Here is a 26,689-nt window from a genome sequence, read left to right as displayed (position 1 = left end):
TTCCGTCAAAATTCGCCCACCTTTATAACAATTTGAAATAACAAGATGCGCACTTGTTCTTAAAACAATATTAAGGGCTTGCTACAATGGCGCTCATTCGACAATCCACGCGGATTACCCAAGCAATGACCCAACGTTCCACCCTCTCTCACCTCGACTGGCTCGAAGCCGAAGCCATCCACATCATGCGCGAAGTGGCCGGCCAGTGTTCCAACCCGGTGCTGCTGTTTTCCGGCGGCAAGGACTCGATCTGCATGCTGCGTCTGGCTGAAAAGGCCTTCCGCCCCGGCAAGTTCCCCTTCCCGCTGATGCACATCGACACCGGCCACAACTACCAGGAAGTCGTCGCCTTCCGCGACAAGCGCGCGGCCGAACTCGGCGAGCGCCTGATCGTCCGTTCGGTTGAAGACTCGATGGCCCGCGGCACCGTCGTTTTGAAGCATGAAGGAGAATCGCGCAACAAGCACCAGTCGGTGACGCTGCTCGAAGCCATCGAGGAATTCGGCTTCGACGCCTGCATCGGCGGCGCCCGTCGCGATGAGGAAAAGGCCCGCGCCAAGGAACGCATCTTCAGTTTCCGCGACGAGTTCGGCCAGTGGGACCCGAAGAACCAGCGCCCGGAACTGTGGAGCCTGTACAACGCCCGCAGCCACAAGGGCGAGAACATCCGCGCCTTCCCGATCTCGAACTGGACGGAAATGGACGTCTGGCAATACATCGAGCGCGAAGGCCTGGAACTGCCGTCGATCTACTTCGCCCACACCCGCCCGGTCGCCATGCGCCAGGGCGCCATCGTGCCGGTCAACGTGCCGCTGGTCGGTGGCGGCGTCGCCAATCCGTCCAAGCCGGGTGAAGAAATCATCGACCTGCAGGTCCGTTTCCGCACCGTCGGCGACATTTCCTGCACGGCTCCGGTTGAATCCGATGCCGACAACGTCAGCAAGATCGTTTTCGAAACCGCCACCACCACCATCACCGAGCGCGGCGCTACCCGTCTGGACGACCAGACCAGCGACGCCTCCATGGAACAACGCAAGAAAGAGGGTTACTTCTGATGACCGCCCAAGTTGAAGACCACGGCCTGCTGCGCTTCCTGACCTGCGGCAGCGTCGATGACGGCAAGAGCACCCTGATCGGGCGCCTGCTGTTCGACACCAAAACCATCCTCGCCGACACGCTGTCGGCCATCGCCAAGACCTCGGAAAAGCGCGGCATGGGCGCGGTTGACCTGTCGCTGCTCACCGACGGCCTGCAAGCCGAGCGCGAACAAGGCATCACCATCGACGTCGCCTACCGCTACTTCTCCACCGGCACGCGCAAGTACATCATCGCCGATGCGCCGGGCCACGAGCAGTACACCCGCAACATGGTCACCGCCGCGTCCACCGCCAACCTCGCCATCATCCTGATCGATGCGCGCAAGGGCGTCCTGACGCAAACCCGCCGCCATTCCAAGCTGGCTTCGCTGGTTGGCATCCCACACCTGATCGTCGCCATCAACAAGATGGACCTCGCCGATTACTCGCAGGAAACCTACGAGCGCATCAAGGGCGAATACCTTGAATTTGCGGCCAAGGTCGGCATCGAAGACATCCGCTTCATCCCGCTCTCGGCGCTCAACGGCGACATGATCGTGGACCGTGGCGACAACCTGAACTGGTACGAAGGCCCGACCCTGCTCGAAATGCTCGAAGCCGCCCCGGCTGCGCACACCGAACACACCGAGAAGTTCCGCTTCCCGGTCCAGTACGTCTGCCGTCCGCAGGATTCTGCCAACCCTGAGCTGCACGACTACCGCGGTTTCATGGGCCGCGTCGAAGCCGGCTCGATCAAGGTCGGCGACGCAGTCACCGTCCTGCCCTCCGGCCGCGAATCGACCGTCAAAGCCGTGCAAATCGGCGGCGTTGATATCGGCGAAGCCTTCTGCGAACAATCCATCACCCTGTTGCTCGCCGATGAAATCGACACCTCGCGCGGCGACATGATCGTCAAATCGAGCGAAGTGCCGGCGGCAGTAAAGCAGATCGAAGCCACCGTCTGCTGGATGGCCGAAGCCCCCATGGACCGCGCCCGCACCTACCTTATCCGCCACACGACGCGCGACTCGAAAGCCAAACTGGCCGCCATCGATCACCGCCTCGATGTGAACACGCTGGAAAAAGTCCCGGCCGAAAAGCTGGCGATGAACGACATCGCGCAAGTCACCTTCAAGCTGGCCCAGCCGCTGTTCGCCGATCCTTACCTGGAAAATCGTGGGACCGGGGCTTTCATCATCATCGATGAGAGCAACAACAACACGGTCGGCGCCGGGATGATTCTGTAGGCGATTCCCACGGTCAACCGGAAAAAACGGCCAAAATTGAAAACGCCTCCACCCCGGAGGCGTTTTCGTTTAGGCACCGCGTTGATGTCACTCAACATCCAACAGCGCAAGCAAATTCGCTGCAAATAGGCCCGAACTAGGCAGGTGTTTTCTGACCCACTGTTTTCGCTCCTCTGCATTACACAGTGCAGGCGCAACCGATAGCGCTTCAATAGCTTTCGAAAAATATTGCTCAGGGCACTGCCAAAACAAGGTTTTCCGCACCGCCAACGAAATACTCGCCCCTTGGACAAGCAGACTTGCCGCCCGCTCGGCATTCCAGCGCCACAAACACTGAGCCGCAGCAAACCCCAAGATCTCATGTGCCAAATACGCCTCCAGTGCCGGCGCAGCATGAAAGCCAAATCGCTCAAAAGATGGAAATACCTCAGCGCAATCAACCAAGGATTGCAACAGCGGCGCTCGAACCTCTGGCGGCAATGATTCCGGGGTATGGCCGAGATAAATACGGTCGGCTTCACTTAAACCCATCAATATCTCAGTCGGTTTCAACTGCCGAAGCAACCAGAAACGAATGGGGGAAGATCTAAAACTCATATGGGGAAAATTGTACTTATCTTCTGCCTTCTTCTCTGACAGCACCTCTCGCTCTGCGGCGAGAAACGATGGCCACAAACGACGTGCGGCCTCCTCTCCAGATGTCTCGAAGGACTCAAGCAGCAAGCTCTCAGCCCATTTCAGGCCAATCAAAGCCTTCCACCAAACACTTTCAGGAGATAACACACCCTGCGCTGCCTTACCCAGGAAGGGAAGAAGGAGCATTGCCGGGCCATTCTCAATCGGAGCATCCAGTTCCTTTGTCCATTGATAAGCAACCTCAAGAAAGCGCCTTAATGCAGGAGATGCGTGTTCTTCCTCTTGATGGGGAACAAATCCCGTTAGCCAATACGGGGTTTCAGAGAACTCATTGGCCCAACCGGGAAAAAGCCAGGACGAGCCAACTTTTACAGCCGCATCAGGAAGCAAACTCCACGACCAGCAAGCCCCCACCCAAGCCAACTGTTCGTCGACCGACGTTACGGAACGAGACCACGGCTCAGCCAAACACCAATCGTCTGACGTATCAAGTCGCTGAATAACCAGCTTCCCTATGAAATACAAGGCGGGAGGAATAGTTTCCTCATTCGCAATCCGCCTACCGATTGCCATGAATATCGCCTCGGAGGCAGCAATTACCTTGGCAGAATTTTCTGGCTCGGCCGCCAATCTCTCTGCCGCATTGACGAGACACCCCATTGAAACTGCATCCAATGCAGCATCGACAAGTAAACGTCGGTCAGGATCAAAGCAATTCATTGCCCATTCGGCCGGCGACTCCGTAGCAACTTCCTCCATCAAGCGATCACGAATTAGCAGCCCAGCAAAAGTCGGGTGCTGAAAGTCGAAAAGCCCCTGCCTGCTCTCGGTAAGCAATCCGCTGCTCAACAGCACTTCAGGGTCGCCGGCCTCCAGCATGTGCGCCACGCGATCTGCCGCCTTTTTTCGCTCACCAACGGTTGCCCCGGAAACAATCTCGTCTAACGCAGACCTGGAAACCGGGGCGGCCTCCGTAACCGAGATAGCCGACCAAGTATCGAGCGGCAGACTCCCCTGCCAAGGCACATCACTTCGTTGCCAACGGGCATTCGCCAACTGCTTGATCCGAAAAACACGCGACGAAGATTCGCGCGCGAACAGCAATTGGACCAAGCGACTGCCGGCATTGGAATCACTTGGATCGGGCAAGCGCTTTTCCGAGTCGAGATGTGCCAGCCTGCAGAGTTGCATGACATCGGAAGTTGTGCAAAACCATACTGCTAACGGATCAAAGCGTTTCAGCCAATCACCGACTGCTTGCGCACTAAAGAAGGTATCGCCACCTGCACGATTCAAGCGAACCTCGACCCACGCCAGTAATTGCTCGCGCCAATCCGGAATTTTCTTGAAGGTCCAGCGCCCCAGGCCTCTACCCATCAGATCGAACCTTCGTCCTTGTAATCCTCGGGTGGTTCTACTCTCCCAGCTACCCCACCGCTCCTCTGAACTGGTCTCCTCCCTTTGAGTCGAAGCAAAGGGGGCAATAACCAAGAGACCCGCGTCTTGTGGTCGACCGGCCAAAGCCAGCAAATCCTGATCTCCCCCATCGTGGCTCACGGAAACAATCAGCGGCTTCGGATTAGCGAGCCGAACTGCCGCATCAGCCAAGGAATCGACAAAAATCACCTCGTGACGCGCCGTTGCTTCCAGCATTCTCGATAAGAGTTGGCGATGCAATTCATCTGAAATACACAACCAGTCCATTTCATGCGGCGGATACCAATTACCAATTAGTGCTTTGCTAAACCACCGATCGAGACTGAACTTTCCAACATAACCAGGCGCCACCTGTGCTGGATCAAGCACCTCTTCTGCTAGCCCCCAAGACTCCTCACGCTTCAAATCGAGCGGGGGAAATTCGGGAAATTCCTGAAATCCAAATACTCCTTTCTGTGCCTTTCCATGCAAGCCAAGGTCTTCGAGTGAGACCTCAAGTAACTTGGCCAAACATTTGGCTTTCTCGGAGTTGTTCAACCACCAAGTAACTTTGCCTTTGTCCAGCTCACCAATTTTGTTTCCTAAGGAACGGAAATCCTTCCCCCACTCCAGCCCAGGATAGGACTCCATCAACTCTCTAGCCAAGTGATTGTTCGATTTGAACTCTGAATATTTCTTTGCTGAACGCACCGTGCCTGACATCGAGATTCTCCGTTTTGCGACGACGAGAACTGTAACCTGAATCGAACACAACCAGCATCGCCACTGCACCGATGCAGCACCAATGCATCATGCATTGCAGTGCGTTTTTCTTCACCTCACACTCCACTCCATCGAATGCAACACCGCATTCGATCCAGTTCGGAATATTCCTCAACTCCGGACATGGATATATCAGAGGGCTTCTATCTGGAGAAAAACCATGAGCAACAACACCCCGAACTGGCCCAGCAAAACCGGCGAAAAATCCGGCGGCGGTCGCGATAACAACCCGCCCAAGAAGTAAGCAACCCTGACCACGGGCGCTCCTGTCGGCGCGCCCGTACCCAACACCATCGCCAGAAAGCTCCAACCCATGTTCAAAAAACTCATCACCGCCCTGCTCACCCTGTCGCTACTCACTCTCAGCGCCTGCGGAAGTCCCGGCCCCAAATACCGCAACGCCCGCTCCTACAGCGAAGGGCTCGCCCCCGTTCAGACGCAAGGCGGACGCTGGGGATTCGTCAATGAACGACAGGATTGGGTTATCCAGCCGAGATTCGAGGATGCCCGTGAGTTTCAGGGTGGCAAGGCTGCGGTTCGCCAAAATGGCAAATGGGGCTTTATCAACAAGCGCGGGGAATGGCTGTGACTTTCTGCAACGCCCCATCCAGCGAATTGGTCATCAACTGGCACATGACCGAGGCTTGCAATTACCGCTGTCGCTACTGCTATTCAAAATGGCAGGCGGGTGCGGGTAAGGAGCTGATTCATTCGCCGGAACGCAGTGCCGCGATGCTGACGGAAATTGCTCGCCATTTTTCGCCGGACAACCAGCCTAACCAGGCTCGCCTAGGCATGCAATGGGATTCGGTGCGTCTTAGCCTGGCGGGCGGCGAGCCTCTTTTGTATAGCCGGGAAGTTGTCGGTGTCGTCGCGTTGGCACGGAATCTCGGCTTCAAGGTTTCGCTGATCACCAATGGCAGCCGCCTGACTCAGCCGTTAATGGCGGAACTGGCACCGCAGCTTTCAGTCCTTGGTCTGAGCCTCGATTCGGCGATGGCTTCGACCAACCGGGAAATCGGACGGGCTGACAAACATGAGCGGGTTCTCTCCCTGAGCAATCTGGCTGCCATCGTTGAGTCAGGACGACGCCTGAATCCCGACTTGCGCATGAAGCTCAACACCGTGGTCAATTCGCTTAATTTCACGGAGGACATGAGCCAAGCGATTCGGCAACTGGCACCGGACAAATGGAAAGTACTGCGCATGTTGCCGACGATCACCAGCGACCTGTCCATTGCCGACCACGAGTTTGCCGAATTTGTTGGCCGTCACCAGCAGCTTGGCGGAATCATGGCGGCGGAAGACAACAACGACATGATCGAGTCATACATCATGATCGATCCGCATGGCCGCTTCTTTCAGAACGCCCTGAATGGAAACGGCTATCGCTACAGCAAGGAAATCCTGGCGGTGGGCGCCGAAACGGCATTTCGGGAAATTTGCTGGCAGGCGGAGAAATTCCAGTCCAGGTACCACTCAAAACCGAGCGAGAACTTCGCATGAGATATTGCTCTGCGAAGGAAATCGATCAGTTGGTCAGACAGCTTGTTCGCCAAGGCTGGTCATTTCGCTGGGGCGGCAAACACGGCCGATTACGCTCGCCGGCGGGAAAAGTAACCCTCAGCGTACCGAGCACGCCGAGTGATCGAAGGGCTTTCCTGAATTTCAGACGGGATATTCGACATGCTGTCGGGCTGTAGCGTAGTGCATCGCCCGGATGATTCTGTAAGGCTTCCCACGGTCAACCGGAAAAAACAGCCAAAATCGAAAACGCCTCCGACCTGGAGGCGTTTTGATTTCTGCCTGTCCAATCTCCCCATTTCGCGGCTAACATAAGCGTCGCAAGCGATATGACCGAATCACACCAAACCTCGATTCATGGAAACTGTTGGGAAGTTCTGAATGCGCGTTCTGATTGTTGATGACAATGCCTCGATGCGAGACCTGCTGACCACCCTGCTGTCGAGCCAGGGCTACGAGGTAGTGGGTGCGCTTGAAGATGGCAACGGCGTCATGGATGCCGTGCGCACGTTGTCGCCGCAGATCATCTGCCTCGACTACCAGTTGCCGGGTCGCGATGGCCTCGACATCCTGCGCGAAATCAACTCGTACCATCCGGAAATCGATGTGCTGTTCATCACCGCGACGGAAGGTCCGGGCATCGAGAGCCAGGCCGCCGATGCCGGCGCGGCCGGCTTTCTGCGCAAGCCGTTTGGCCAGAAACAGGTGATCGACGAGTTGCAACAGGTTTGCGAAACCCGCCGCCGCGCTTCGCCCGAAATCGAGCCGGAAGTTGCCGCCAAATCGCCGGCAGCTCAGCCAGTCCAGGCGATTCCTGCCAAAACCCCTGGCAAACGACCGACAGCCGTCATTGCCGACGACAACAGTTCGATCCGCCTGCTGCTCAAAGGTCTGCTCACCGAACTGGGCCTGCAGGTCGTCGGTCAGGCAGTAAACGGCGAAGAAGCCATCCGGGTGGCGACGACCTACCAACCCTCGGTGCTGTTTCTCGACGTCAACATGCCCATCCTCGGCGGCCTCGATGCCCTGCCCAGAATTGTCGAGGCCAGCCCGAATACTTCCGTCGTCATGGTCACCGGCGACACCTCGCGCACCATCGTCCAGCAAGCGGCCGGACTCGGCGCTCGCGGCTATGTCGTCAAGCCGGTTCGCCCGGCCTATGTCGAGAATTTTCTGAAACAGCTGTTCAACGCCTGAGCGATGAAAGGTTTACTGCCATGACCTTGATGATCGATTTTCCCTTCTCGGGCGTCGGCCCCTGGGTCGATCACTTCAAGACCATCGAGGTCCCGGTCCTTCGCCACACTGCGCACCAGCTCGACGAGTTGCGGGCCACAGCCGAGACGATAAACACCCGCAAGCTGGCGACGATCATCGCCCATGACCCGCTGATGACCGTGCGCCTGTTTCAAACCATGCAGGCGCGTCGAACCAAAAGCCAGTCGGCCGACATCACGACCATCGAGCGTTCGCTGGTGATGATCGGTACGGAGAATTTTTACAACAGCATCCAGAGCCCGCCGATCGTCGAGCAGCAAATGAAAGGCTACCCGAAGGCCATGCTCGGCCTGCTCAAGGTCATCGCCCGCTCCCGTGTTGCATCGCAATGGGCCCGCGACTGGGCCCTGCAGCGGCAAAACGTCAGCTTCGACGAAATCGCCTTGGCGGCACTGCTTCACGATCTGGTCGAAATCCTCATGTGGTGCTTCGCCCCGAACCTCGCCATCCGCGCCAAGGAGCGGCTGGCCAGCGAGCCGGGACGGCGGAGCAGCCAGATTCAGCTAGAAGTCTTCGGCGCCTCGCTCGACGAAATCGCCGTTGAACTGATTGCCCACTGGGGGCTGCCGTCACTGCTTTGTTCGCTGCTCAATCCGGCCGATGCGGAAACAGCCAACGTCAGGAACGTCAAGCTCGCCGTCGATCTCGCCCGACACTCAGCCAATGGCTGGAACGACCCCGCCTTGCCGGACGACTATCGGGCCATCGAAACCTTGCTGCACATCGGCCACAGCAATTTGCTCGAGCGCATCGGCGCCCCTGACGAGCAGGTCCAGGCGGCCCGCCAGGCCGAAGCGGAAGGCGATCCGCTGGCCTCTTAGGATAGTGCCGTAGCGCCCCCTCCTTCCAGGGGTGGGTTGGCTGGCCGACACTGATTCGCCTCCCAGCCCTTCTGTCCAGAAGTACCAGCCCTCAGGCGGCCTTGCGCAGCAGTTTCAGGCACGCCAGCGAGGCGGCCAGATCGAGCGCCGTCGAGTCGTCGAAATTCCTGAGTTTCGGGTTGGCGCCCTTTTCCAGCAGCAGTTTGACGAGGTCGGGCTTGCTGTTCGACGAGACGTACATCAGGGCGCTGGCGCCGTTGCCGTTTTGCTGGTCGATATTGACGCCGGCGGCGATCAGGCGCTCGATGAGTTCATGGCTGCCGTTGTAGCAGGCCAGCCACAGGGCGTTACAGCCGTCGGCATTGAGGGCATTGAGATCGACGTCGAGGGCCAGCAGTTCGTCGACGATGTCGAGCCGGCCGAGTTTGGCGGCGCGCATGAGCGGCGTGAAGCGGCCGTCGGCTTGCGGGGCGTTGATGTTGTCGGGCTGAAAGCCGTGTTCGGTGAGGAAGGCTGAAAGTTCGGGGGTCATGGTTTCTCTTGTCGTTGGGGGTAAGGCGGGCCGGTTTCGATACGTGCGTCGGTGATCGGCGTGCCGACCGTGAAGTGATAGACGCTCTGGTAGCGCGGGCCGCTCAGGCCGACAAGCTGATGCACCGGATCGTCGAAGAAGCAGCCAATGCCGGTGCCGCGCACTTCGGCGGCTTCGGCTTCAAGGTAGAGCACCTGGCCGACCAGCCCGGCTTCGCGCAGCAGGTCGCGGTAGCCGTGGCCGGTAGCGGTGGCCACCTCGAATTCGCCGAGCATGCCGAGCGAGAAGGCGCTGGTCGAGGCGATGTCCTGGTGGCAGGACAGCGAGCGGGCCAGGCGCTGCATTTCCTGCAGGCCCATTTCGGCGAGCTGGATCAGGCCGAGGTGCGGCGGGCATTCGGGGTCGAATTCGGCGACCGGACGCCGGGCGGCGAAGCGTTCGTCAGTGGGCAGTAGCGCGGCGGGCAATTCGATGACGGCGGCAGGCGTGCGCGGCAGCAGGTAGAGGCCGCTGGGCAAACCGTCGACGCGCAGGACGAAGAGCAGCAGGTGGATGCGCGGCGGCGTGGTCTGGGCCAACCACGGCAATTGCGGCCGGGGCAGTACGGCGTCGAGCATGCGGTAGAAGGCAGGCCGCAGAAGGGCGTAGTGCGGATCGAAACGCTGGCCGCTGCGGCGCTGGCGGATGATCTGGGCGGCGCCGGTTGTTGTCGGATGCAGAACGAGCGGCGGCAGCGGTGCGAAATCGATGGCTTCCGGCGCGCTTCTCGCCTCGCGGCTGGCCGCGGCGACCTGATCGATGGCCGGCCAGCGGTAACCGGGTGACGGGTCGATGCGCGTTGGTTTGCCTTGCCAGGCGGCGGTATCGAGCCAGGCGGCGAGTGCTTCGGCCGATGGCGGCGTGCCCAGGCCAGGCGCGCGGACGGCGAGCAGGATTTCCGGCTCTTCCGTTTCCGTGAAAGCGTAGCGCGAGGGCGGAAAGTCGTCCGGCCGATCCAGCCCGAGGCAATGCTTCAGCGCTTCGGCGGTGGCGCCGAGCGGCACGACTTCCCAGCCAAGCAGCGCGGCAGCGTAGGCCAGGGCGCCGACGGCGTGGCCGATGTCGAGCTGGCAGTAGCGGAAGGCGCGTTCGCCGTACTTCCACGCTTCGCGCCACATGACGCTGCTCAGGCCGATGGCCAGCCATGCCTCGCCCTCTGCCGGCGCAGTCAGGGCACGGCCTTCGAGGGCGTGTTGCTCCGGGTCGTAGTGCTGCAGGCCGGCGCCGACACCGGGCAGGCCGGCGCTCAGCACCCAGGCTTCGACCGGGTGCAGGTTGCCGGACGACGGGTTGCAGCGCAGCGCCCAGCGGCTCGGTCCCCAGGTCTTCCATGCCGACAGCCCGAACGACAGTTCGAGTAGTGCGCCGAGGCTGGCGAGGTCCGGCGCGATTTCATTTTTGGGCTTTTTTTCCAGTTGACCGTAGCAACGCTCGAAACTGTCCGCCGCCAGCGGCAATTCGCTAACCGGCGCGCCCGGATAGTGGCGGAAGGCGGCCGGCTGGGCGTCCCAGTCCAGTTGGCCGGGGCCTTCGGCATAGGCTTCGAAACGATGCTTGGTCCGCGCGTGGTAGGCGCGTACGACTTCTTGTGAGGTATCCGACACGATGATGGGTTTTCCTTGGCGTTGGGTGGACTTCAGCAAGCCCCATGCCCGCGTGAAATCAGGCAGTTAGCCCAGTTTCACTGGCTGGCACCATCTCTGCAAGGGAATTGGAAAAAGCAAACCTAAATTTAAATCCCAACCCCAATCAAAAACGGAGAATGTCATGGAAGAAGCCAGAAAACCGCCGGTCACCCGCGAAGCCGCGCTACGCATCGCGCTGGCGTCGCGGGCCATGCCCAACGCCAGCCTGCCGGCGCTGATCCAATTGTTGCAACGCCGGCTCGGCGAGGAGATCGACGAGGAAAAGCTGCGCCAGACGACAGTCACCATGCTCAAGACCGGCTTTGCCAGCGCCGACGGCGAGGAGGATGGCGAGGATATCGGCATCGGCCTCGAGTCGATGAAACTGGCCGTGCGCATCCTGTGGGGCGAAACGCAGGGCGACGATTCGCTACCGAAGATCGAGTCTTATGAAGACGGCGAAATGCCCGGCTCGGTGCGCATCGCCATCGCTTCCGACAAGGGTGACCTGCTCTCCGGCCACTTCGGCTCCTGCCTGCGCTTCCTTGTCTATCAGGTGTCGCCGACCGAAATCCGCCTGGTCGATATCCGCGACACCATGGACGCCGAGTTTTCCGAGGACAAGAACCTCTGGCGCGCCAAGCTGATCGGCGATTGTCACGTCTGCTACGTCGTCTCGATTGGCGGCCCGGCCGCTGCAAAGGTCATCCGCGCCGACATCTACCCGATCAAGATTCCCGATGGCGGGCCGGCGCTCGACATCCTCCAGCCCTTCCAGGTGGCCATGGTCGAATCGCCGCCGCCCTGGCTGCTCAAGATTCTCGGCGTCTCGGCCGAAAAGCGGCTGAAGAACTACAGCGCGGCGGAAATCGACGAATGATCCACCCAAACCCCTCCCGGCCTCCCCTTCTCAGGGGAGGAGCACTGCGCAAACCGCGGGCAATCAAGCTCCCTCCCCTGACAAGGGGAGGGCTGGGGTGGGGTTTGGGTGACCAGCAAAAGAACTTGAACGCCCCTCAAACCCGCTCCATCTGCCGCGGCGCCAGGCCAACCTGCGTCAGGATGGTCCCCTCGTCGCCGTTCCACCACAGCGCCACCCAGGCAGCGCCTTCGCCATCGATGCGCTCGATGTCGCAGATAGCGCCGACCATGTCCCGGAACATCTCCAGATCGTCCTCATCGAGATCGGGATCGACGCTGACTTCGAGAACGCGGACCTTGTCGCCCATGCTGACGATCTGTCCCTTGCAATCAATGGTGGTGGCACTCATGGCGAACTCCGTTGGGGTTGGGTCTGCTGCCCTGTCGCAAAGTCGACGACGGCAGCCTGCTTTCACCCACCTTCGCAACGGCCGTGCCAAGTCCGCACCTTTCAACTTTCAAACCCCATCCAGGAAAAACCATGAATAAAATCGGAATGTTTTTTGGCACCGAAACCGGCACCACGCGCCTGATCGCCAAGAAAATGCAGAAACAGCTCGGCGACGACGTCTGCGACAAGCCGGTCAACGTCAACCGCATCACGCCCGACGACATGCTCAAATACGACGCGCTGATCCTCGGCACGCCGAGCTACGGCATCGGCGAAATCCCCGGCAAGGGCGCATCGTCAGGCTGCTTCGAGCCGAACTGGGAAGAATTCCTTGCCCTGCTCCCGGCCAATGTGGACTTCACCGGCAAGCGCATCGCCTTCTTCGGCCTCGGCGCCCAGGAACGCTACGCTGACCGCTTCTGCAGCTCGCTGTTCGCACTGGTCGAAAAATTCAAGGGCTGGGGCGCCGAAATCGTCGGCGACTGGCCGACCGACGGCTACACCTACGAACACTCCGCCGCCGAAGTCGATGGCCGTTTCATCGGCCTGCTCATCGACCAGCGCACGCAAGGCATGTTCACCGACGAGCGCATCACCACCTGGCTGGCCCAAGTCAAACCGCTGCTGCTGGAAAAGGTGACGGCGGAAGCTTGAACGCGGAATGTCACCCGAGCTGACCATCGTTTGGCGTGGACGATGGTCAGAGAATATCTGGTGTCTGACCTGCTCGTGACCTGCTCGGGGCAGAGACAATAAATATTTCATCGGACAGAGGTCGGCTACATGCAGCTCTTCAAAAAACGCCTCTACACCGGACATTGGCTAAGTACGGATGATTCTTGATTGATAAGGAGATCGGCACCGGATAATCTCAATGTCATTTAGAATGCTTATGAGCGCTTCAATGTTGTTCGAACGAGTAAATATAAACAGAACGGCTCTGCATCTGATTAACCCTTAGTCCTCAGAAACTTACACTTGCGGCATGCGCACAAACTCCGATCAGACCTCCCTCTTCGCTCGCGCGCGCTTGTCGGACGCGTTACGTGCGCATTCCGCAAGTATTGTTAAGCGAGTTCAGCTCATTTCTGAAAGCGTCATCCGAGCTAGGCCCGACGCCGAAATGATCGATGAACTTGCGGAAGAACTGAAGATCGTTCCATTAGTATTGAATCGCGCTGGGGCAAGAATGGTGCGAGAGGAAATACAGATCGATGTGCGCGGCGATCCGAGGCGAGACATCTTCGACGAAGGAAGGCCAATACTGATTCCAGGAATAAAGGTGGTTGTCTCGGTTCCGTTCACGGGGGACAAAGAACTGTGGCACCTGCAGCCAAGCTCCTTTCAATACTCTGACCCGAGGGGAACTATTCACCTCAACCCAGGAGGCGACGGCGGCTACCTCGATTTGGCTTTCAAGCAACCTTCCGACGAGCCTCTTGATCAAATCAAGGCAGCACTGGATCGCCAGCTCAACAACATCGAGTTCTTCCTCAACAGTCAAGCACGAGACTTGGAGGGCTACGGGTCGCAGCTCCGAAGTCAGATCGCCGCCCCGATCGCTGATCGCCGATCCCGCCTGACGAAACACGATAGCCTTTCCGCCCTGCTCGGAATCCCTGAGGTCCAAAGACTGGGCAGCCCCACCCAGAACGTTGGACCGCCAACAAGCAAGGCGGTGACAGGAACGACTCCCCCTGCGTATTCGAACGAGACTCAAACCTGGGACGTATTCGTCTCCCATGCCTCAGAAGACAAGGAGTCATTCGTCCGACCGTTAGTAGATGCATTGCGTCAGAGCGGACTCACAGTCTGGTATGACGAGGCGACACTCAGGGTGGGAGACGGGCTGAGACGCTCCATCGAGAAGGGCCTCGCCAAGTCGCAGTATGGGATCGTCGTCATTAGCAGAGCTTTCCTGGCAAAAGAATGGCCTCAACGAGAACTTGATGGCCTTGTGGCGAAGGAAGAGGACGGCACAAAGGTTGTTCTACCCGTCTGGCATGACATTACCGCTCAAGAAGTCCGTAGCCGCTCGCCAATGCTTGCAGATCGGTTGGCAGTACCATCTTCCCGTGGTGTCAAGGCCGTAGTTCAGGAACTTCTACAGGTCATTCGGCCAGCGTAGTTCTCGGATGTCTAACCGCTACTTCAGCCTGGCCTGCGCAAAAAACCGCGTAAGCGGGAATGACAAACCTAATTGACCACGGCAACAACGGCGCCAACCCGAAAGTCGGCAATGCCGACTTCCCCGCCCTCCTCGTAGCACTCCACCGCCCGCAAGCGTTCGCCTTCACACATGGCGCTGACCGAGGCGCCGGTTTGCGGGGTATAGACGATGCCGTGCATCGAGCAGCGCAGGTAGCGTCCGGTGTGGTCGAAAATCTTTGGCTCCTCGCCATCGAGCCGGCGTGGCATGTGCACGCAGAGGTTGATGTAGGCATAGACCTGGCCTTCGAAGCGCAGGAGCAGGCATTCCTCCTCCCGCCCTTCGAAAGTCATGGTCAGTTTGCGGTGCTCGCCGTCGGCCAGTTCGGCACTCGCGCAGACGGCAAACTTGGGCGCGATGCGATCCGCCATCACGCTTTCTTCAAACACCCCGCCAGGGCCGAATCCATCGTCGCCAGGTGACCGGCGAACCAGGTTGGCAGGTTGCGGGCGTATTCACGCGCCGCCCCCAACCGACCGGCCGCCACGCCACGAGCGAAGTGGGCCAGCTCACCGAGCACCCGAAGATGCTCGCTGTTGTGCTCGCCAATGGCCGGAAAACGGCAAGACTTCATGAGCTTGCCTTCGTGCTCGAAATGCTGGCGGGTGTGCTCGTGCAGACGCACGAACAGCGCCGGGAAGTCCTCGTCGGACGCGACGAGCAGGGCATAGGCCAGCTCGACGAATTCGCGATGGGTGTCGTCCATGGCGGGGACGCCCAAAGCATGACGGGACTCGTCCCAGGCCATCAGATGGCCCCGTGCGTCTCGCGCTTGGCGTTGTTGGTGGTCTTCAGGGCTTCGTCGACGGTGTTCTCGGCGAGCTTGAATTTGTAGCTCTTGAGCGCGTCAAAGACGGTTACGACTTTGTCGGCAGCGCTCAGGCCCTTGAAATCGCCCTTGTCGAGCGCAACAAGATCGCTCAACTCGGTCCACACCATGCCCTGAACGAGCGGGATGAAGGCAACGGTTGCGCCGTTGGTGGTCGTCACGAAACCCTTGGGAATATTGACCGTGAAGAAGACGGCAATCGTTCCGGCATTGAATTCGGCGCCAAATTTTTCAACGACAAACGGGTATTGCTGCAGTTCGTCGAGCGAGCCGGAAATGAGCTTGAGGCCACCGGCATCGCCGAGCAGGACAGCCTGCTTGAGGACTTCCGTCGGCGGCTTGCGGCGACCATTGGCATCGGCCACTTCGCCTTCCTTGAGGACGAGCTCGCCGCGATAGGCGACGAGGCCGCCGGAGGTGGCGGCTTCCTTGAAATTGGCGTTGAAGAAGAGGGGTTCGTAACGGTCAAGCGACATGTTGCTTCCTTGGTGGATTGAATGAATTAGGCTGCCTCTCAGGCCGCAATCGCGGCACCGATCAGGTCGAAGACGTCGGCTTCGATCACTTCGAGTTTCTGCTTCTTGCAGAAGCGGCGTTCCTTGTCGGTCGGGTTGGCGATCAGCGCCCAGCCGGCCGGTTCGGCGGCGGCGTAGATGACGTCGGACAACACCATGCGCTCGGTGTCGCGGTTCATGCGCAGGCCCATGAACAGGTATTGCTTGCCCTTGCGCAGTTCCTTGACTTCCGGCGGGATCGAGAAGCCGCCCATGAGTTCGGTGATGAAATCGACGTAATCGGCATCGGAGGCGATGTAGTTGGCTTCCGGCTTCGGCGTGCCCATCGGCTTGTAGAGGATGGGCAGGGCGGCGTTGATGACTTCGGTCTTCTGGTAGGCGACGCCATCCCAGAAATACAGTTTGTAGCGAAAATCGGTGCCGCCAAGGCGGGCGATGCCGACGATCAGGTTGTGCGGGACGTCGGCGTAGGAATCCTGCAACTGCGTGTCGCGGTTGATGTCGATGACGTAGTGCGGGGCGATGCCCTTGAGCCAGTCATGCACGGCGCCGCGCGTCCAGGCGGTTTCGCCGTAGGTGCGGTTGAGGAACTTGGTAACGGCGCTGCGGCCGCGTTTGAGCTCGACATTCATCGCGGCACGCGGGAATTCGTACATGAGCTTCGGCGCCATCGGCTTGCCGTCGTTCATGGCGTAAATCAGCGAATCGCTGTCGGCCGGAATCGGCGCGCCGGTCGCCGCATTTTTCACATCAGCCAAAACGCCAGGGCCGAGGTAGGGAACAATGCTGCCATCCTTGAGGCCGGCCAGCAGTTTTTCGCGCAATTCTGGGGTCATTTTGTTTGCTCTGAAAGGGGGTGTAGCCCTATTCAGCAAATTCCACGCCTGAATCCACTTCGCGATCTGGCCTGCCTTTCCGGGCGCACTGCCATTCAATTGTCGTGTTTGCGACAGTGTTTTTCGGTGCACGACCTACACTGCAGACGATGCCCAACCAATGCCCGTTGGGTGATATGTTCTGACCCCACCTGAATCCGTCTCCGGCCAAAACCATGCCAACCAACACCCCAAACCCATCCCGCGGCCCGCTGGCCGGCATCAAGGTCGTCGAATTCGCCGGTATCGGCCCCGGGCCGTTCTGCGGCATGCTGCTCGCCGACATGGGCGCCGAGGTCACGCTGCTTGAGCGCGCCGGCGGTACCTTCGCCTCGCAGCTCTTCGGCGGCGGGCGCAAGGCGGTGGCCAATCGCGGCAAGAAATCGCTGTGCATCGACCTCAAGCATCCGGAAGCCAAGGCGCTCGTTTTCAAATTGATCGCTGAAGCCGACGTACTGATCGAGGGCTTCCGACCCGGCGTCATGGAACGCCTCGGCTTCGGTCCGGACAAATGTCTGGCGATTAACCCGCGCCTGATCTACGGCCGCATGACCGGCTGGGGCCAGACCGGCCCGCTCGCCCCGCGCGCCGGCCACGATGCCAACTACGCGGCGATTGCCGGCGTGCTCGACACCGGCCGTCGCCACGGCGGCGCACCGTGGGCGCCACCGACGCTGGTCGGCGACATGGGCGGTGGCGGCCTCATGCTGGCCTGGGGCATCGCCTGCGCCCTGATCGAAACGCAACGCTCGGGCAAAGGCCAGGTCATCGACGCCGCCATGTGCGAAGGCGCCGCCCTCCTCGCCCACGGCCTATTCAACCTCGAAGCGCTGGGCGAATGGAAAGGCCAGTGCGCCATCGACTCGAGCGCCCCGTTCTACGATGTCTATCAGTGTGCCGACGGCGAGTGGATCAGCGTCTGCCCGCTCGAACCGCAGTTCTTCAAGACTTTCGTCGAGCGCCTCGGCCTGGTCGGTGACCCTGATTTCAGCGGCAAGCAGTACGACACGACGACCTGGCCGGCCATGAAGGAACGCCTCATAGCCATTTTCAAGGCCCAGCCGCGCGACCACTGGACGGCGCTGTTCGACGACACCGACGACTGCGTCTGGCCCGTCCTCAGCATGACCGACGCCCCGTCCCACCCGCACAACGTCGCCCGCGACGCCTTCGCCGAGGTCGCCGGCGTCCTGCAGCCAACCCCTGCCCCCCGCCTCTCGCGCACCCCCGGCACCATCCAGAGCCCGCCCCCGCTGCTTGGCGAACACTCGCGCGAACGGCTCGCTGGGCTGGGCCTGTCGGCAGAAGAAATCGAACGGCTGGCGACGGCTGGCGTGGTCAGCGACCCGGTTGTTTTGTGATTGCTACGGTCAACCGGAAAAAAGGCCAAAATTGAAATTACCTTTTGGCCGTAGTCTCCTGCTTCTGGCTCTTCAGCCCGCCGGAGCTTTCTTGCCGACGCTTTTTAGCTGCTGAATGGCCAGCGTCAGCTCGGCGACGGAGCGCAGGTTCATTTTGGTCATCACGTTGTGCTTGTGCACTTTGACCGTGCTTTCCGTCACCGAAAGATCAAAGGCAATGGCTTTGTTCTGCTTGCCTTGGGCGACGGCGAACATGATCTGTTTTTCGCGCGGCGTCAGGGCGTCGAAACGTTGGCATAGATCGGCCTGTTCGGACCGTTCATTGACCTTGGCGCTGACTCGCGATAGGGCGGCGGAGATGGCTTTCAGCAGATCCGTGTCGTCGAACGGCTTGTTCAGGAAATCAATGGCGCCCGCCTTCATGGCGCGGACCGCCAGCGGAACATCGCCGTGGCCGGTGATGAAGATGATCGGTATCTCGACGCCCAGCTCGGCGATTCTTTCCTGCAGCGCCAGACCGTCCAGGCCCGGCATGCGGACGTCGAGGACTAGGCAGGCGAAATCGCTGAGCTTGTCCTTGGCCAGGAAATCGAAGGGCGAGGCGAAGACCTCGACGGCCATGCCCGCCGAGCGGATCAGGCTGCTCAGGGATTCACGAACGGAGGCGTCGTCATCGACGACATAGACGATGGGAAGTTGCGAAGTCAGGCTGGCAGTCATTGGCTGATCGGAATGTTGAAGACGAAGTTTGCCCCGGCACCGGCCGTTTCCAGGCGAAGTCGGCCACCGTGGTTTTCGATGATCGAGCGGCTGATCGCCAGACCCATGCCCAGACCGTCGCGTTTGGTCGAGAACAGGGCGTCGAAAATCTTCTCTTTCATGTCGGAGGGAATGCCCGGCCCGGTGTCGCTGAATTTGAACAGCGCTCCTTCCTGCGCATGGTCCGTGACTGAAATGTTCAGGACACGCCCGGCTGGCGGCTGATCACGCATGGCATCGACGGCATTGACGACCAGATTGAGCATGACCTGCTGCAACTGAACGAGGTCGGCGTGCACGACCGGCAAGTCAGGCGCAATCGCGACGTCAACCCGGACGCCGGTCTCGAGCAGCAAGGTTTGCAGCATCTGCAGCAAGTTGTCGAGCATGCTTTTGACGTCGAGCACTTCGCGCTTGATGCCGCCCATGCGGAGAAAATTCCGGATGCGGGTAATGACCTCCCCGGCCAGGCTGGCATCGCGGTTGACCCGGTTCAAGGCGGCGACCACCTCGTCCAGATCGGGCGTTTCCCGAGCCAGCCAGCGCAACGCCGCCTGGCTATTGGTGGCGATGGCCGAAAGCGGTTGATTGACTTCGTGGGCGATGGAGGCGACCAGTTCGCCCATGGTCGTGAACCGCGAAACCCTGGCCAGTTCTGCCTGGGTGACGGCCAGCGAAGTCTCGGCCTGCTTGCGCGAAGTGACGTCTTCAACGATCACGGCGAGCCGCGGGCCTTCGCGGTCAACGGCGGGAATCAGCGATACGCTGACGTTGGCCCAGAGGAAGCCGCCGTCTTTCTTTTCATAGCGTTTTTGCACGTGATAGTTGTCGATGACCCCGTCGAACAGGCCATGCACGTTTTGCTTGGTCATCGCCCGCTGGGACTCCTCGGAGATATCGACAAACGAGACGCCAACGATGTCGGCCTGGTTGTAACCGAGCATTCTTTGCAGGGCGGGATTGGCGGTCAAGATCCGCCCTTCCCTGTCGGCCAGCGCGATGCCGACCGCCGTGTTGTTGTACAGCCCCTGCCAGCGGCGCTCCGAGATCTGCAAGGCCACGAAGCCATCCTGCAGGGATTTTCGGCTGGCGACGAGACCGGCGGTCAATTCGCAAACGTCGGAAGCCTGTGAATTGAGTTCCTTCTGAAGAATGTCGACGGTGCGTTTGACCATGACCAGATTGCGGACACGAGCCCGCAACTCCTGCGGCGAAAACGGCTTGGTCAGGTAATCCTGGACCAGTTCTTCGAGTAGCGTCTCGCGCAGCGCATCGTCGGCGCGGGCCGAGAGGACGAGCACGGGAATGTTCGGGAAACGCTCGCTGGCACGGAGTTCCCTGACGAATTGCTCGCCGTCGAAATACGGCATCATGAGATCGGTGATGATCAGATCCGGCGGATTTTCCAGCGCCAATGAAAGCGCGATCGCCCCGTTCTCGGCCAGCGTGACGTTGTAGTCATCGATCAGTACGTCATAGAGAAAATGGCGCAGGTCGGGGTTGTCCTCGACGACGAGAATCCGGCAAACGCCCGGCTTGTCATCGCGGGCCGGCTGACTCTGCGGATCGCAAAAATCGATGGGCTGGTAAGCACCAAATCCAGTCTCTTCATTGCTTTCACGGACAAAAACACCTTTCGGGGCGCGCATCGGCATTTCGACCTGGAAGATCGCCCCGCCGCCCGGTGCATCGAGAGCGACCACCGTACCAAAGTGCAGTTCGACAAATTCCTTGACGATGTTGAGACCGAGGCCACTGCCACTCCCCGAAAGGCCATCCTGGCCCTGGGCGAAGCGGGAAAAAATCTGTTCCTTCATTTGCGGCGGCACGCCCGGTCCGTTGTCCTGCACGCTCAGCAAAAACCGCCGATTCGCCACGCGCGTGATCGAACAGCTAATGCGGCCACCGGCCGGGGTGAATTTGAAGGCGTTGGAGAGCAGATTGGCCAGAACTCGGGCCAGTTTGGCCCGATCGACGTCGGCATACAGCTCATCCTCCCCCTCGATCAGCAAGGCAATCGATCGCTCCTCAGCCGCTGCGGCAAAACTGGCTGCGACATCCCGCAGCATGGCGCTGACATTGGCACAGACGTAGGCCAAAGGCATTTGCTGCGCGTCGATGCGCGCCAGGTCGAGCAGATCGTTAACCTGATGCAGCAGGGACTGGGCATTACGCTTGATGGTCGTCAGCCGGAAGCGCTCCCGTTCACCCAGCTGCGTGGCTTCCTTGAGGAGCTGATCGACCGGCCCGAGAATCAGGGCCAGAGGCGTGCGCAGTTCGTGGCTGACGTTGGCAAAGAACTTCGTTTTGAAGCCATCGATTTCGCGCAGCTTCTCGAGCGCCAACTGCAACTCGCCGTTCTTGCGCGTCAGTTCGGCTTCGATGGCGATCTTTTCGGTAATGTTTCGCCCTTCGGGAAGCAGGAAGGCGACTCGCCCCTCATCGTCGTAAATCGGGGTCAGCGAAAAGTCGACAAAGATCGTTTTTTCTCCATGCAGATCGCCATAGACCTCGACATCGCAGCGCACAAATTCACCGCGCTTGGCCAGCTCGACCATCTCCCGCACGCGCAGGCTCGAATCTTCGGAAACAGCCCACCAGCGGGCCTCCCAGAAAGGCTTCCCGACCACATCGTCAAGACAGACCCCCGCCCCCTCCAACGCCGCCCGATTGATTTCCAGGACCGTGCCGTTGACATCGAGCAACCCGAGAAACTGGTACATCGCATCGAGAATGATGCGCGCCAGCTTTTGCCGGCGCACCTCTGTGGTGTCATCTGCAGCAAGCATCACGCCTTTTACGGAGGCGTGAACGTCCGCGTTCGGCGCTAATAATTCAGTTCTCATCCACACTCCATTGGGCCGAATAGTCAGGAGAAAATGTGGGGGCTATTGCTGACAATTCAATCCGGAAATCGAGGCTCACGGCCGGCACGAGACGTCGCGCCAGGCCATTTCCCGACTATACGAGCAAAACGTCGGCGATGCCCCTCCGTCGCGGATTCGAATGAAAACTGCAGGCTTGACCGGACTTCTGCAGCCATTCGAATCCTCAACAGAAAGCAAAAAAGGCGAGTAAAAACTCGCCAAAAGCCATCGGAGGATGGGTAAACCGTTAGAAGCTGTAGCGGAAGTTTATCGTTGCGTTGTTCTGGGCGTGCGTCACCTCGATCGGGGCAGAGGTATTCGGCAAACTCGTGTTGTCCATGGTTTCCTTGAAGGCATGGGAATAGGCGAAATCAAGCTTGCTCTGTTTCGAGAACGCATAGGTAAAGCCGGCCGAAAGATGCTTTTTCGGGGTTGCCGGAATGACTGCAAACAGGGTGGATGAAGACAAGGCCTGGCTGGCGAAACGCAAACCACCGCGTACCGTCAGGCTATCGTTGACCGCATAGGCGGCGCCCAGCGAGACAATGGTCTGATCCTTGTAGTCCTGCGGCAAGAGAATGTTGATGTCGCCCCCGGCATCGGCAACAAAGGCGACCTTGATATCCTTCATCACGTCCTTCCAGAAGACCCGTGAAATGTCGGCGGCGACCGTCCATTGCGGGGTCAGGCGGTGGCTGACACCGAGATCGAGATGGGAGGGCATCTGGAAATCCTTGATCTGGATTTTCCCGGCAAAGGCGATTTGGCCGGCGATACCGTCGATGGCCGTCAGCGTTGCCCGACCTTCCATGTCGTTCATCTGGCTCTTGATCGTGTAGGACGCACCCAATATGGTTTCCGGCGTGGCCCGATAGATCATCCCCAACTTGCCGCCGTAGCCCCAGGCATCGACACCGCTAGCCAAAAACTTGTCCTTGGTCAGGCTGAAATGCGCTCCGCGCAGGTCTGGCAAGCCGCCCAGGGCACCCACCAGCGAACCAGTGGCCCGTCCGGCACCGATCAGGCTGCCGACTTGATCAGCACCAAGCAGCAAATCAAGATTGAGGCCCTGCCACATCGCATCGACGCTGCCGCCGATTGTCAGCTTTTCGGTAACCTGAAAGCTGGCAGCGAAGGGAATGTTCAGCACCAGCAAGCGGCTCGAATTGTCGAGCCCGGTAGCCAGCCCGCCGGTAGCCCGGGACAGGAAGCTGCCATTGCCGTACTCGGTACCCAGTCCGCCCTGAGCAAAGGCGCCGACGCCGAAGGACCAGCCACCGAACCGTTTGGTGTAGGCCGCCTCGGGTGCCATGTAGGGGCCGCGGTTGTTGGAGTGGGTCTCGGAAGAAACGCTTTCGCCGGTTGCCTTGTTCGTGACGTTGATATCGGTCGTCACCAGATCAAGGCCAACCATGGCCTGATCGCCATCCGGCATCAGCGACAGCGTTGCCGGATTGGTCATCATGCCGGCCGGGCCGACATCATGGGCGACGGCGGTGCCACCCATGCCGCGTGATACGGCGCCGAAACCCTCGAGGCGAAACACATCGGTCGCCTGGGCCAGTTGAGTTCCACCTGCCAGCGCCGAAACCAGCGCCGATACAACGATTTTTCTTGTCGTCATCCCCGTCATCTCCTCTGTTGTTGGAATGTGAAACAGTTGAATCCCCCCGGTGCTAACCGGTTGAAACGCGCTTCAGAAGAAGCGATCGAAATGAATCTGTTCGAAGGGCACCTTGTGGCCAACCATGAGCAGTTCCTGCAAGGCTTGGGTCATCGGCGGCGGACCGGCGAAGTAGAACTCGTAGCTGGCCAATTCGGCTGGCAGGGCACGGGCCACGACGTCATGGACGAAACCGCTCTCGCCATGCCAGTCGCCGTTGTCGCCGGGCAGCGAAACGACCGGGACATAAACGATGCGGTCGCCGAAGCCGGCGAGAACGCGCAGCATCTCCTCGCCGCAGACATCACGCGGTGTTCGTGCGCCGTAGAAGAAATACAGTTTCCGGTCGGCTAGCAGCCCGGCCTCGACGGCTCCGCGCGTCAGCGAAATCATTGGCGCCAACCCTGAGCCCCCCGCGACGCAGACAATGTCGCGCGGCGATTCGGTGCGCAAGTAAGCCACACCGTAGGGCCCATCAAGGCCAATCTCGTCGCCCTCGGCCAGCTTCTCGAAAAGTATGTGGGTGCCCTGGCCATGCAGGACGCGGCGAATCTGGAAATGCCACTCGCGCTTTTCATTGCCCGTGTTCGACAAGGAATAGGCGCGCGAGGCGCCAAGGCCGGGCAGATCGAGCATGGCGAACTGACCAGGCAGGAACTCGGCATCATCCTCGGAGCGAAAGCGGAACTCGCGGATGTCATGCGTGATATCGCGCGTTCCGATCAGGTAGGCGCGCTGCCGTTTGGGCAGAACCTTCGGCTTGTATTCTGGCGCCGTCGCTGCCTTGATGGTCACCGGACCAAGAGCCCGGCATTGGCAGGCGAGATGGCGGCCACGTTTGCGGTCCCGCTCGGTGAGGCCCGGCGCATCGACCCACAGCGTCTCGACTTCGCCCTCAACGAGTTCGAACTTGCAGGCACCGCAGCCGCCGGAGTTGCATTCGTACGAAAACCCCAGCCCGGCGCGCAAGGCGGCGCGGATGATGGTGTCGCCGTCCTTCTGCTCGCAGACGGAACCGTCTTTTTCATTCCGGATAGTTGGTTTGGTCATGGCAGCACAAATGTGAAGGTTGCGTTTGGCCCGCGCCAAGGGGCGCTGGCCAAACTCAGATTGCTTGACGATTACAGGCCGAGGGAACGACGGAAGTCGCGCGTTGCCGCTTTGGCCGCTTCGGCACCGGCAGCAACGTCGGGCAGCGTTGAGCAGTAGGCATCAATGGCCTTGTCGGCCAGCGGCTCCCACTTGGCGACCCAGCCCTGGATCAGCTCGAGGTTGCCCGGGGTCTCCAGCGCCATCTTGACCAGCGCCGAAATCCACCGGCGATGGCGCGCCGCATCGAGCAACTGGGCATCGGTCAGCAGGCCGAGCAGGGTGTCGCCATTGTGGCGGGCAGACTCGCCGAGCTTGCGCAGCACGGCTTCATCGATGGCCGGCTTGGCGACCAGGTTGAGGACGACAATCGCCTCGCCCCAGTCCCACACGGTCATCGCCTTTTCCATAAGTTCGCGGAAACCCTGCCAGACCGGATCGGTTTCCCAATAGGTCCGCTCGTCGACCGCAAAACCCTTGTCGGGGAAGGCGATTGACAGCTCCTTGGTGCGGTAGGCAGTGTGACTGAGCCAGCGCAGGCTGTCGGCCATCTGGAAGTAATTGCAGTTGGTGATGGTGCTCGCCGGCGAGACCTGTCCGACGTAAGCCGAAGCCATCTGGATGGTGTGAAACAGGTAACGGGAGGGCGTATAGAAACGCGCCAGGGTGCCGGCCCAGCGGGGATCGAGCGCCTTGTCGTTCTCGCGCTGGTTGAACTGGTCGAAGAGGCCGAAAACGTAGGTTTCCTGGCCGTCCTGCATCATGTTGTAGGTGCGGTAGACGACTTCTTCCGGGTCGCGGAAGGCGTTCCAGTCAGGGTGCTTGAGGGCGGTACCGAAGGTGTTCTTCTTGTACCAGGTGTTCATGAACATGTTGGGATCAAGCTCGTACGGCGAATTGGCATCCCGGTCGTTGTAGTGCAGGTTGGCACTGACGATTTCGTATTCGCTCGGCTTGCGACGGCGGGCGGCGAGATGGCTCCACGTCTTGAGCGGCTTCAGTACTTGAACTTCCGACATTCTTGTCTCCTTGATTTTTTGGTGTTGGCTGGCCAGTGTTGCGTTGGGGCAGCCCTTACATCTTTTTCGCGAAATAGAAACGGATGGAGTTATCACCGCTTTCGATCTGGCCGGCGAAGGAACTCAGGTCCACTTCCAGATCATTCATCTTGAACGGGCGGCCCAACTCATCCTCGATGGTTGCGCGGTGCAGCACCATCTCGTGTTCGGTGTGGATGCGGATATAGGCGCGTTTGTCGTCAACAAAGACTTCCTTGCCCGGATTGTCGATTTTCGCCGCCTCGATGACCGCCATGGCCAAGTCACCACCGCGCATGACAGGCCCGACCAGATTGTTGTGATAGGCCTGTGCGGAACCTGTCGTGTTCATTTTTTTCTCCTCGATTTCTTTCAAGTCTGGCGCGCCGATGCTGCTGGCCAGTCCGGACGGGCAAGCCAGCTTCGGCTGCGTTTGTCCGCCGCCCAATAAGCTTCCCAGCCAATTCAAAATACCCATGTGACTCATCCTCAAATATGTGAAGGAAGCCCGGTCAGGAATGGGCAAACAAAGGCTCGACACCGTCTGTCTCAATCAGGACATCCTCCCCATCAACCTTGACCGGATACTCGGCCAGCGCGCAGTCGTCGGGGTTGATACCCTTGCCGGTACAGGCATCGAACTGCCACAGGTGCGCCTTGCAAATCAGCTTCTTGCCATCAAAGCTGCCTTCGACCAGCGGAATGTCCTGATGCGGGCAGATGCCCTGAAAGGCCTTGATGTCGCCGCCCTCCGCACAGACCAGCAAAATCTCCTGGCCATCGACTTCGAACGACTCCATTTCCCCTTCCCAGAGGTCGTCGAGCGTGCATACCTTTTTGAAACCCATTCCTGACTCCTGATAATTCCTGTTTAGGATGGCGACGCCGCAAGCACTCAGTGCTTCGGGGCCTCCCAGATGATTTCGACGGTCTCCGTCGGCTTCAGGCCGGATTCGGAAACGCGCATGGTGCGCGGCAGAAACTCGTCACTGTCCTGCCGACGCACGCGCAGGATCTGCCCCGGCCGCGCCCGGACGCGGCGGCCGACCGAATGCACGGCAGCGGCGGCAGCCACCTCGTCCATGGTGTTCTCGCTATCGACCGCGACCAGTTGCAGGACGAAGTCGCCCTCGAAATTGGAAGTAATTGGAAACAACGCCATTTCTAGAATCTCCTGTTTTTTTGGAAGCGGCGTC

Annotated in this window: 27 protein-coding genes; 10 read left to right on the top strand and 17 right to left on the bottom strand. The window is 59.8% G+C overall.

Features of this window, described 5'->3' with window-relative positions; genetic code table 11:
- Window positions 1-86 precede the first annotated feature (86 nt).
- Entirely contained in the window at window positions 87-1,055 is a 969-nt protein-coding gene (cysD, locus tag AC07TV_RS07900; RefSeq protein ID WP_494647845.1) for a sulfate adenylyltransferase subunit CysD, read from the top strand.
- The gene (locus AC07TV_RS07895) at window positions 1,055-2,323 is read left to right on the top strand and encodes a sulfate adenylyltransferase subunit 1 (RefSeq protein ID WP_494647844.1); all 1,269 of its coding nucleotides are present in this window, start codon (window positions 1,055-1,057) and stop codon (window positions 2,321-2,323) included. Before cysD ends, AC07TV_RS07895 begins: the two co-directional genes overlap by 1 nt.
- 87 nt (window positions 2,324-2,410) lie before the next feature.
- Here the strand turns inward: AC07TV_RS07895 and AC07TV_RS07890 are convergent, their stop codons facing one another.
- A complete protein-coding gene (locus AC07TV_RS07890) occupies window positions 2,411-5,098 on the bottom strand; it encodes a hypothetical protein (RefSeq protein WP_494647843.1) in 2,688 nt (895 codons plus the stop codon).
- A gap of 192 nt (window positions 5,099-5,290) precedes the next feature.
- Window positions 5,291-5,488, bottom strand: a complete 198-nt coding sequence (locus AC07TV_RS07885; RefSeq protein WP_494647842.1) for a hypothetical protein — start codon at window positions 5,486-5,488, stop codon at window positions 5,291-5,293.
- Here AC07TV_RS07885 and AC07TV_RS07880 point away from each other — a divergent pair.
- From AC07TV_RS07880 to AC07TV_RS07865, 4 genes are all read left to right on the top strand, one after another.
- Window positions 5,472-5,747 carry a WG repeat-containing protein gene (locus AC07TV_RS07880; protein ID WP_494647840.1) on the top strand — a complete coding sequence of 92 codons (276 nt, stop codon included), beginning with the start codon at window positions 5,472-5,474 and terminating at the stop codon, window positions 5,745-5,747. The genes AC07TV_RS07885 and AC07TV_RS07880 overlap by 17 nt on opposite strands.
- Window positions 5,738-6,664 (top strand): viperin family antiviral radical SAM protein, encoded by a 927-nt coding sequence (locus AC07TV_RS07875; RefSeq protein WP_494647839.1) that lies wholly within the window; start codon window positions 5,738-5,740, stop codon window positions 6,662-6,664. Before AC07TV_RS07880 ends, AC07TV_RS07875 begins: the two co-directional genes overlap by 10 nt.
- Before the next feature lie 399 nt (window positions 6,665-7,063).
- Window positions 7,064-7,879, top strand: coding sequence for a response regulator transcription factor (locus AC07TV_RS07870; protein WP_494647838.1), 816 nt, complete (start codon window positions 7,064-7,066; stop codon window positions 7,877-7,879).
- 20 nt (window positions 7,880-7,899) lie between these two features.
- The gene (locus AC07TV_RS07865; RefSeq protein WP_494647837.1) at window positions 7,900-8,781 is read left to right on the top strand and encodes an HDOD domain-containing protein; all 882 of its coding nucleotides are present in this window, start codon (window positions 7,900-7,902) and stop codon (window positions 8,779-8,781) included.
- A gap of 91 nt (window positions 8,782-8,872) precedes the next feature.
- On the opposite strand, the gene AC07TV_RS07860 is transcribed toward AC07TV_RS07865, so the two are convergent.
- Window positions 8,873-9,313 (bottom strand): ankyrin repeat domain-containing protein, encoded by a 441-nt coding sequence (locus tag AC07TV_RS07860; RefSeq protein WP_494647836.1) that lies wholly within the window; start codon window positions 9,311-9,313, stop codon window positions 8,873-8,875.
- Window positions 9,310-10,956 carry a SagB/ThcOx family dehydrogenase gene (locus AC07TV_RS07855; protein WP_494647835.1) on the bottom strand — a complete coding sequence of 549 codons (1,647 nt, stop codon included), beginning with the start codon at window positions 10,954-10,956 and terminating at the stop codon, window positions 9,310-9,312. The genes AC07TV_RS07860 and AC07TV_RS07855 overlap by 4 nt, the downstream gene beginning before the upstream one ends.
- Before the next feature lie 163 nt (window positions 10,957-11,119).
- On the opposite strand from AC07TV_RS07855, the gene AC07TV_RS07850 reads away from it, so the two are divergent.
- Window positions 11,120-11,857: a dinitrogenase iron-molybdenum cofactor biosynthesis protein gene (locus tag AC07TV_RS07850; protein WP_494647834.1), complete on the top strand. Its 738-nt coding sequence runs from the start codon at window positions 11,120-11,122 to the stop codon at window positions 11,855-11,857.
- Window positions 11,858-11,993: 136 nt separating this feature from the next.
- Here AC07TV_RS07850 and AC07TV_RS07845 read toward each other — a convergent pair whose 3' ends face one another.
- The gene (locus AC07TV_RS07845; protein ID WP_494647833.1) at window positions 11,994-12,248 is read right to left on the bottom strand and encodes a hypothetical protein; all 255 of its coding nucleotides are present in this window, start codon (window positions 12,246-12,248) and stop codon (window positions 11,994-11,996) included.
- A gap of 131 nt (window positions 12,249-12,379) precedes the next feature.
- Between AC07TV_RS07845 and AC07TV_RS07840 the strand changes: the two genes are divergently transcribed.
- A complete protein-coding gene (locus AC07TV_RS07840; protein ID WP_494647832.1) occupies window positions 12,380-12,943 on the top strand; it encodes a flavodoxin in 564 nt (187 codons plus the stop codon).
- 469 nt (window positions 12,944-13,412) lie between these two features.
- Window positions 13,413-14,417: a toll/interleukin-1 receptor domain-containing protein gene (locus AC07TV_RS07835; protein WP_494647831.1), complete on the top strand. Its 1,005-nt coding sequence runs from the start codon at window positions 13,413-13,415 to the stop codon at window positions 14,415-14,417.
- A gap of 68 nt (window positions 14,418-14,485) precedes the next feature.
- Here the strand turns inward: AC07TV_RS07835 and AC07TV_RS07830 are convergent, their stop codons facing one another.
- The 4 genes from AC07TV_RS07830 to AC07TV_RS07815 are packed head-to-tail and all read right to left on the bottom strand — an operon-like array spanning window position 14,486 to window position 16,678.
- Entirely contained in the window at window positions 14,486-14,869 is a 384-nt protein-coding gene (locus AC07TV_RS07830) for a Rieske (2Fe-2S) protein (protein WP_494647830.1), read from the bottom strand.
- Entirely contained in the window at window positions 14,869-15,246 is a 378-nt protein-coding gene (locus tag AC07TV_RS07825; protein ID WP_494647829.1) for a bacteriohemerythrin, read from the bottom strand. The genes AC07TV_RS07830 and AC07TV_RS07825 overlap by 1 nt, the downstream gene beginning before the upstream one ends.
- Window positions 15,246-15,803, bottom strand: a complete 558-nt coding sequence (locus AC07TV_RS07820; RefSeq protein ID WP_494647828.1) for a hypothetical protein — start codon at window positions 15,801-15,803, stop codon at window positions 15,246-15,248. Before AC07TV_RS07820 ends, AC07TV_RS07825 begins: the two co-directional genes overlap by 1 nt.
- 38 nt (window positions 15,804-15,841) lie before the next feature.
- Window positions 15,842-16,678 (bottom strand): SIR2 family protein, encoded by an 837-nt coding sequence (locus AC07TV_RS07815; protein ID WP_494647827.1) that lies wholly within the window; start codon window positions 16,676-16,678, stop codon window positions 15,842-15,844.
- A gap of 215 nt (window positions 16,679-16,893) precedes the next feature.
- On the opposite strand from AC07TV_RS07815, the gene AC07TV_RS07810 reads away from it, so the two are divergent.
- On the top strand, window positions 16,894-18,078 hold the full coding sequence (locus AC07TV_RS07810; protein ID WP_494647826.1) for a CaiB/BaiF CoA transferase family protein: 1,185 nt from the start codon (window positions 16,894-16,896) through the stop codon (window positions 18,076-18,078).
- A 72-nt stretch (window positions 18,079-18,150) separates the two neighbouring features.
- Here the strand turns inward: AC07TV_RS07810 and AC07TV_RS07805 are convergent, their stop codons facing one another.
- The 8 genes from AC07TV_RS07805 to AC07TV_RS07770 all read right to left on the bottom strand — a co-directional run bounded on the left by AC07TV_RS07805 (window position 18,151) and on the right by AC07TV_RS07770 (window position 26,655).
- Window positions 18,151-18,798, bottom strand: a complete 648-nt coding sequence (locus AC07TV_RS07805; RefSeq protein WP_494647825.1) for a response regulator transcription factor — start codon at window positions 18,796-18,798, stop codon at window positions 18,151-18,153.
- Window positions 18,795-21,683, bottom strand: a complete 2,889-nt coding sequence (locus AC07TV_RS07800) for an ATP-binding protein (protein WP_494647824.1) — start codon at window positions 21,681-21,683, stop codon at window positions 18,795-18,797. The genes AC07TV_RS07805 and AC07TV_RS07800 overlap by 4 nt, the downstream gene beginning before the upstream one ends.
- Before the next feature lie 268 nt (window positions 21,684-21,951).
- The gene (locus AC07TV_RS07795) at window positions 21,952-23,328 is read right to left on the bottom strand and encodes an OmpP1/FadL family transporter (RefSeq protein ID WP_494647823.1); all 1,377 of its coding nucleotides are present in this window, start codon (window positions 23,326-23,328) and stop codon (window positions 21,952-21,954) included.
- Between the two features lie 72 nt (window positions 23,329-23,400).
- Entirely contained in the window at window positions 23,401-24,417 is a 1,017-nt protein-coding gene (locus AC07TV_RS07790; protein WP_494647822.1) for a 2Fe-2S iron-sulfur cluster-binding protein, read from the bottom strand.
- 71 nt (window positions 24,418-24,488) lie between these two features.
- Window positions 24,489-25,475: an aromatic/alkene monooxygenase hydroxylase subunit beta gene (locus AC07TV_RS07785; RefSeq protein WP_494647821.1), complete on the bottom strand. Its 987-nt coding sequence runs from the start codon at window positions 25,473-25,475 to the stop codon at window positions 24,489-24,491.
- Between the two features lie 55 nt (window positions 25,476-25,530).
- The gene (locus AC07TV_RS07780; RefSeq protein ID WP_494647820.1) at window positions 25,531-26,019 is read right to left on the bottom strand and encodes an MmoB/DmpM family protein; all 489 of its coding nucleotides are present in this window, start codon (window positions 26,017-26,019) and stop codon (window positions 25,531-25,533) included.
- Complete coding sequence (locus AC07TV_RS07775; protein WP_494647819.1) at window positions 26,006-26,341, bottom strand: monooxygenase system ferredoxin subunit; 336 nt, start codon at window positions 26,339-26,341, stop codon at window positions 26,006-26,008. The genes AC07TV_RS07780 and AC07TV_RS07775 overlap by 14 nt, the downstream gene beginning before the upstream one ends.
- Window positions 26,342-26,388: 47 nt before the next feature.
- Window positions 26,389-26,655, bottom strand: a complete 267-nt coding sequence (locus AC07TV_RS07770) for a toluene-4-monooxygenase system B family protein (RefSeq protein WP_494647818.1) — start codon at window positions 26,653-26,655, stop codon at window positions 26,389-26,391.
- Between the last annotated feature and the right edge of the window lie 34 nt (window positions 26,656-26,689).

This window comes from Azonexus sp. GW821-FHT04F04, assembly GCF_059420025.1.
This window is presented reverse-complemented; position numbering and strand designations above follow the sequence as displayed.

Excerpts from the sequence above, each read along its gene's own strand:
- AC07TV_RS07785 (WP_494647821.1), bottom strand. The coding sequence starts at position 25,475 with ATGTCGGAAGTTCAAGTACTGAAGCCGCTCAAGACGTGGAGCCATCTC.
- AC07TV_RS07815 (WP_494647827.1), bottom strand. The coding sequence starts at position 16,678 with ATGACCCCAGAATTGCGCGAAAAACTGCTGGCCGGCCTCAAGGATGGC.
- AC07TV_RS07860 (WP_494647836.1), bottom strand. The coding sequence starts at position 9,313 with ATGACCCCCGAACTTTCAGCCTTCCTCACCGAACACGGCTTTCAGCCC.
- AC07TV_RS07770 (WP_494647818.1), bottom strand. The coding sequence starts at position 26,655 with ATGGCGTTGTTTCCAATTACTTCCAATTTCGAGGGCGACTTCGTCCTG.
- AC07TV_RS07805 (WP_494647825.1), bottom strand. The coding sequence starts at position 18,798 with ATGACTGCCAGCCTGACTTCGCAACTTCCCATCGTCTATGTCGTCGAT.
- AC07TV_RS07880 (WP_494647840.1), top strand. The coding sequence starts at position 5,472 with ATGTTCAAAAAACTCATCACCGCCCTGCTCACCCTGTCGCTACTCACT.
- AC07TV_RS07845 (WP_494647833.1), bottom strand. The coding sequence starts at position 12,248 with ATGAGTGCCACCACCATTGATTGCAAGGGACAGATCGTCAGCATGGGC.
- AC07TV_RS07795 (WP_494647823.1), bottom strand. The coding sequence starts at position 23,328 with ATGACGACAAGAAAAATCGTTGTATCGGCGCTGGTTTCGGCGCTGGCA.
- AC07TV_RS07790 (WP_494647822.1), bottom strand. The coding sequence starts at position 24,417 with ATGACCAAACCAACTATCCGGAATGAAAAAGACGGTTCCGTCTGCGAG.
- AC07TV_RS07840 (WP_494647832.1), top strand. The coding sequence starts at position 12,380 with ATGAATAAAATCGGAATGTTTTTTGGCACCGAAACCGGCACCACGCGC.
- AC07TV_RS07875 (WP_494647839.1), top strand. The coding sequence starts at position 5,738 with ATGGCTGTGACTTTCTGCAACGCCCCATCCAGCGAATTGGTCATCAAC.
- AC07TV_RS07820 (WP_494647828.1), bottom strand. The coding sequence starts at position 15,803 with ATGTCGCTTGACCGTTACGAACCCCTCTTCTTCAACGCCAATTTCAAG.
- AC07TV_RS07890 (WP_494647843.1), bottom strand. The coding sequence starts at position 5,098 with ATGTCAGGCACGGTGCGTTCAGCAAAGAAATATTCAGAGTTCAAATCG.
- AC07TV_RS07835 (WP_494647831.1), top strand. The coding sequence starts at position 13,413 with ATGATCGATGAACTTGCGGAAGAACTGAAGATCGTTCCATTAGTATTG.
- AC07TV_RS07800 (WP_494647824.1), bottom strand. The coding sequence starts at position 21,683 with ATGAGAACTGAATTATTAGCGCCGAACGCGGACGTTCACGCCTCCGTA.
- AC07TV_RS07830 (WP_494647830.1), bottom strand. The coding sequence starts at position 14,869 with ATGGCGGATCGCATCGCGCCCAAGTTTGCCGTCTGCGCGAGTGCCGAA.
- AC07TV_RS07850 (WP_494647834.1), top strand. The coding sequence starts at position 11,120 with ATGGAAGAAGCCAGAAAACCGCCGGTCACCCGCGAAGCCGCGCTACGC.
- cysD (WP_494647845.1), top strand. The coding sequence starts at position 87 with ATGGCGCTCATTCGACAATCCACGCGGATTACCCAAGCAATGACCCAA.
- AC07TV_RS07775 (WP_494647819.1), bottom strand. The coding sequence starts at position 26,341 with ATGGGTTTCAAAAAGGTATGCACGCTCGACGACCTCTGGGAAGGGGAA.
- AC07TV_RS07825 (WP_494647829.1), bottom strand. The coding sequence starts at position 15,246 with ATGGCCTGGGACGAGTCCCGTCATGCTTTGGGCGTCCCCGCCATGGAC.
- AC07TV_RS07895 (WP_494647844.1), top strand. The coding sequence starts at position 1,055 with ATGACCGCCCAAGTTGAAGACCACGGCCTGCTGCGCTTCCTGACCTGC.
- AC07TV_RS07885 (WP_494647842.1), bottom strand. The coding sequence starts at position 5,488 with ATGAGTTTTTTGAACATGGGTTGGAGCTTTCTGGCGATGGTGTTGGGT.
- AC07TV_RS07870 (WP_494647838.1), top strand. The coding sequence starts at position 7,064 with ATGCGCGTTCTGATTGTTGATGACAATGCCTCGATGCGAGACCTGCTG.
- AC07TV_RS07865 (WP_494647837.1), top strand. The coding sequence starts at position 7,900 with ATGACCTTGATGATCGATTTTCCCTTCTCGGGCGTCGGCCCCTGGGTC.
- AC07TV_RS07810 (WP_494647826.1), top strand. The coding sequence starts at position 16,894 with ATGCCAACCAACACCCCAAACCCATCCCGCGGCCCGCTGGCCGGCATC.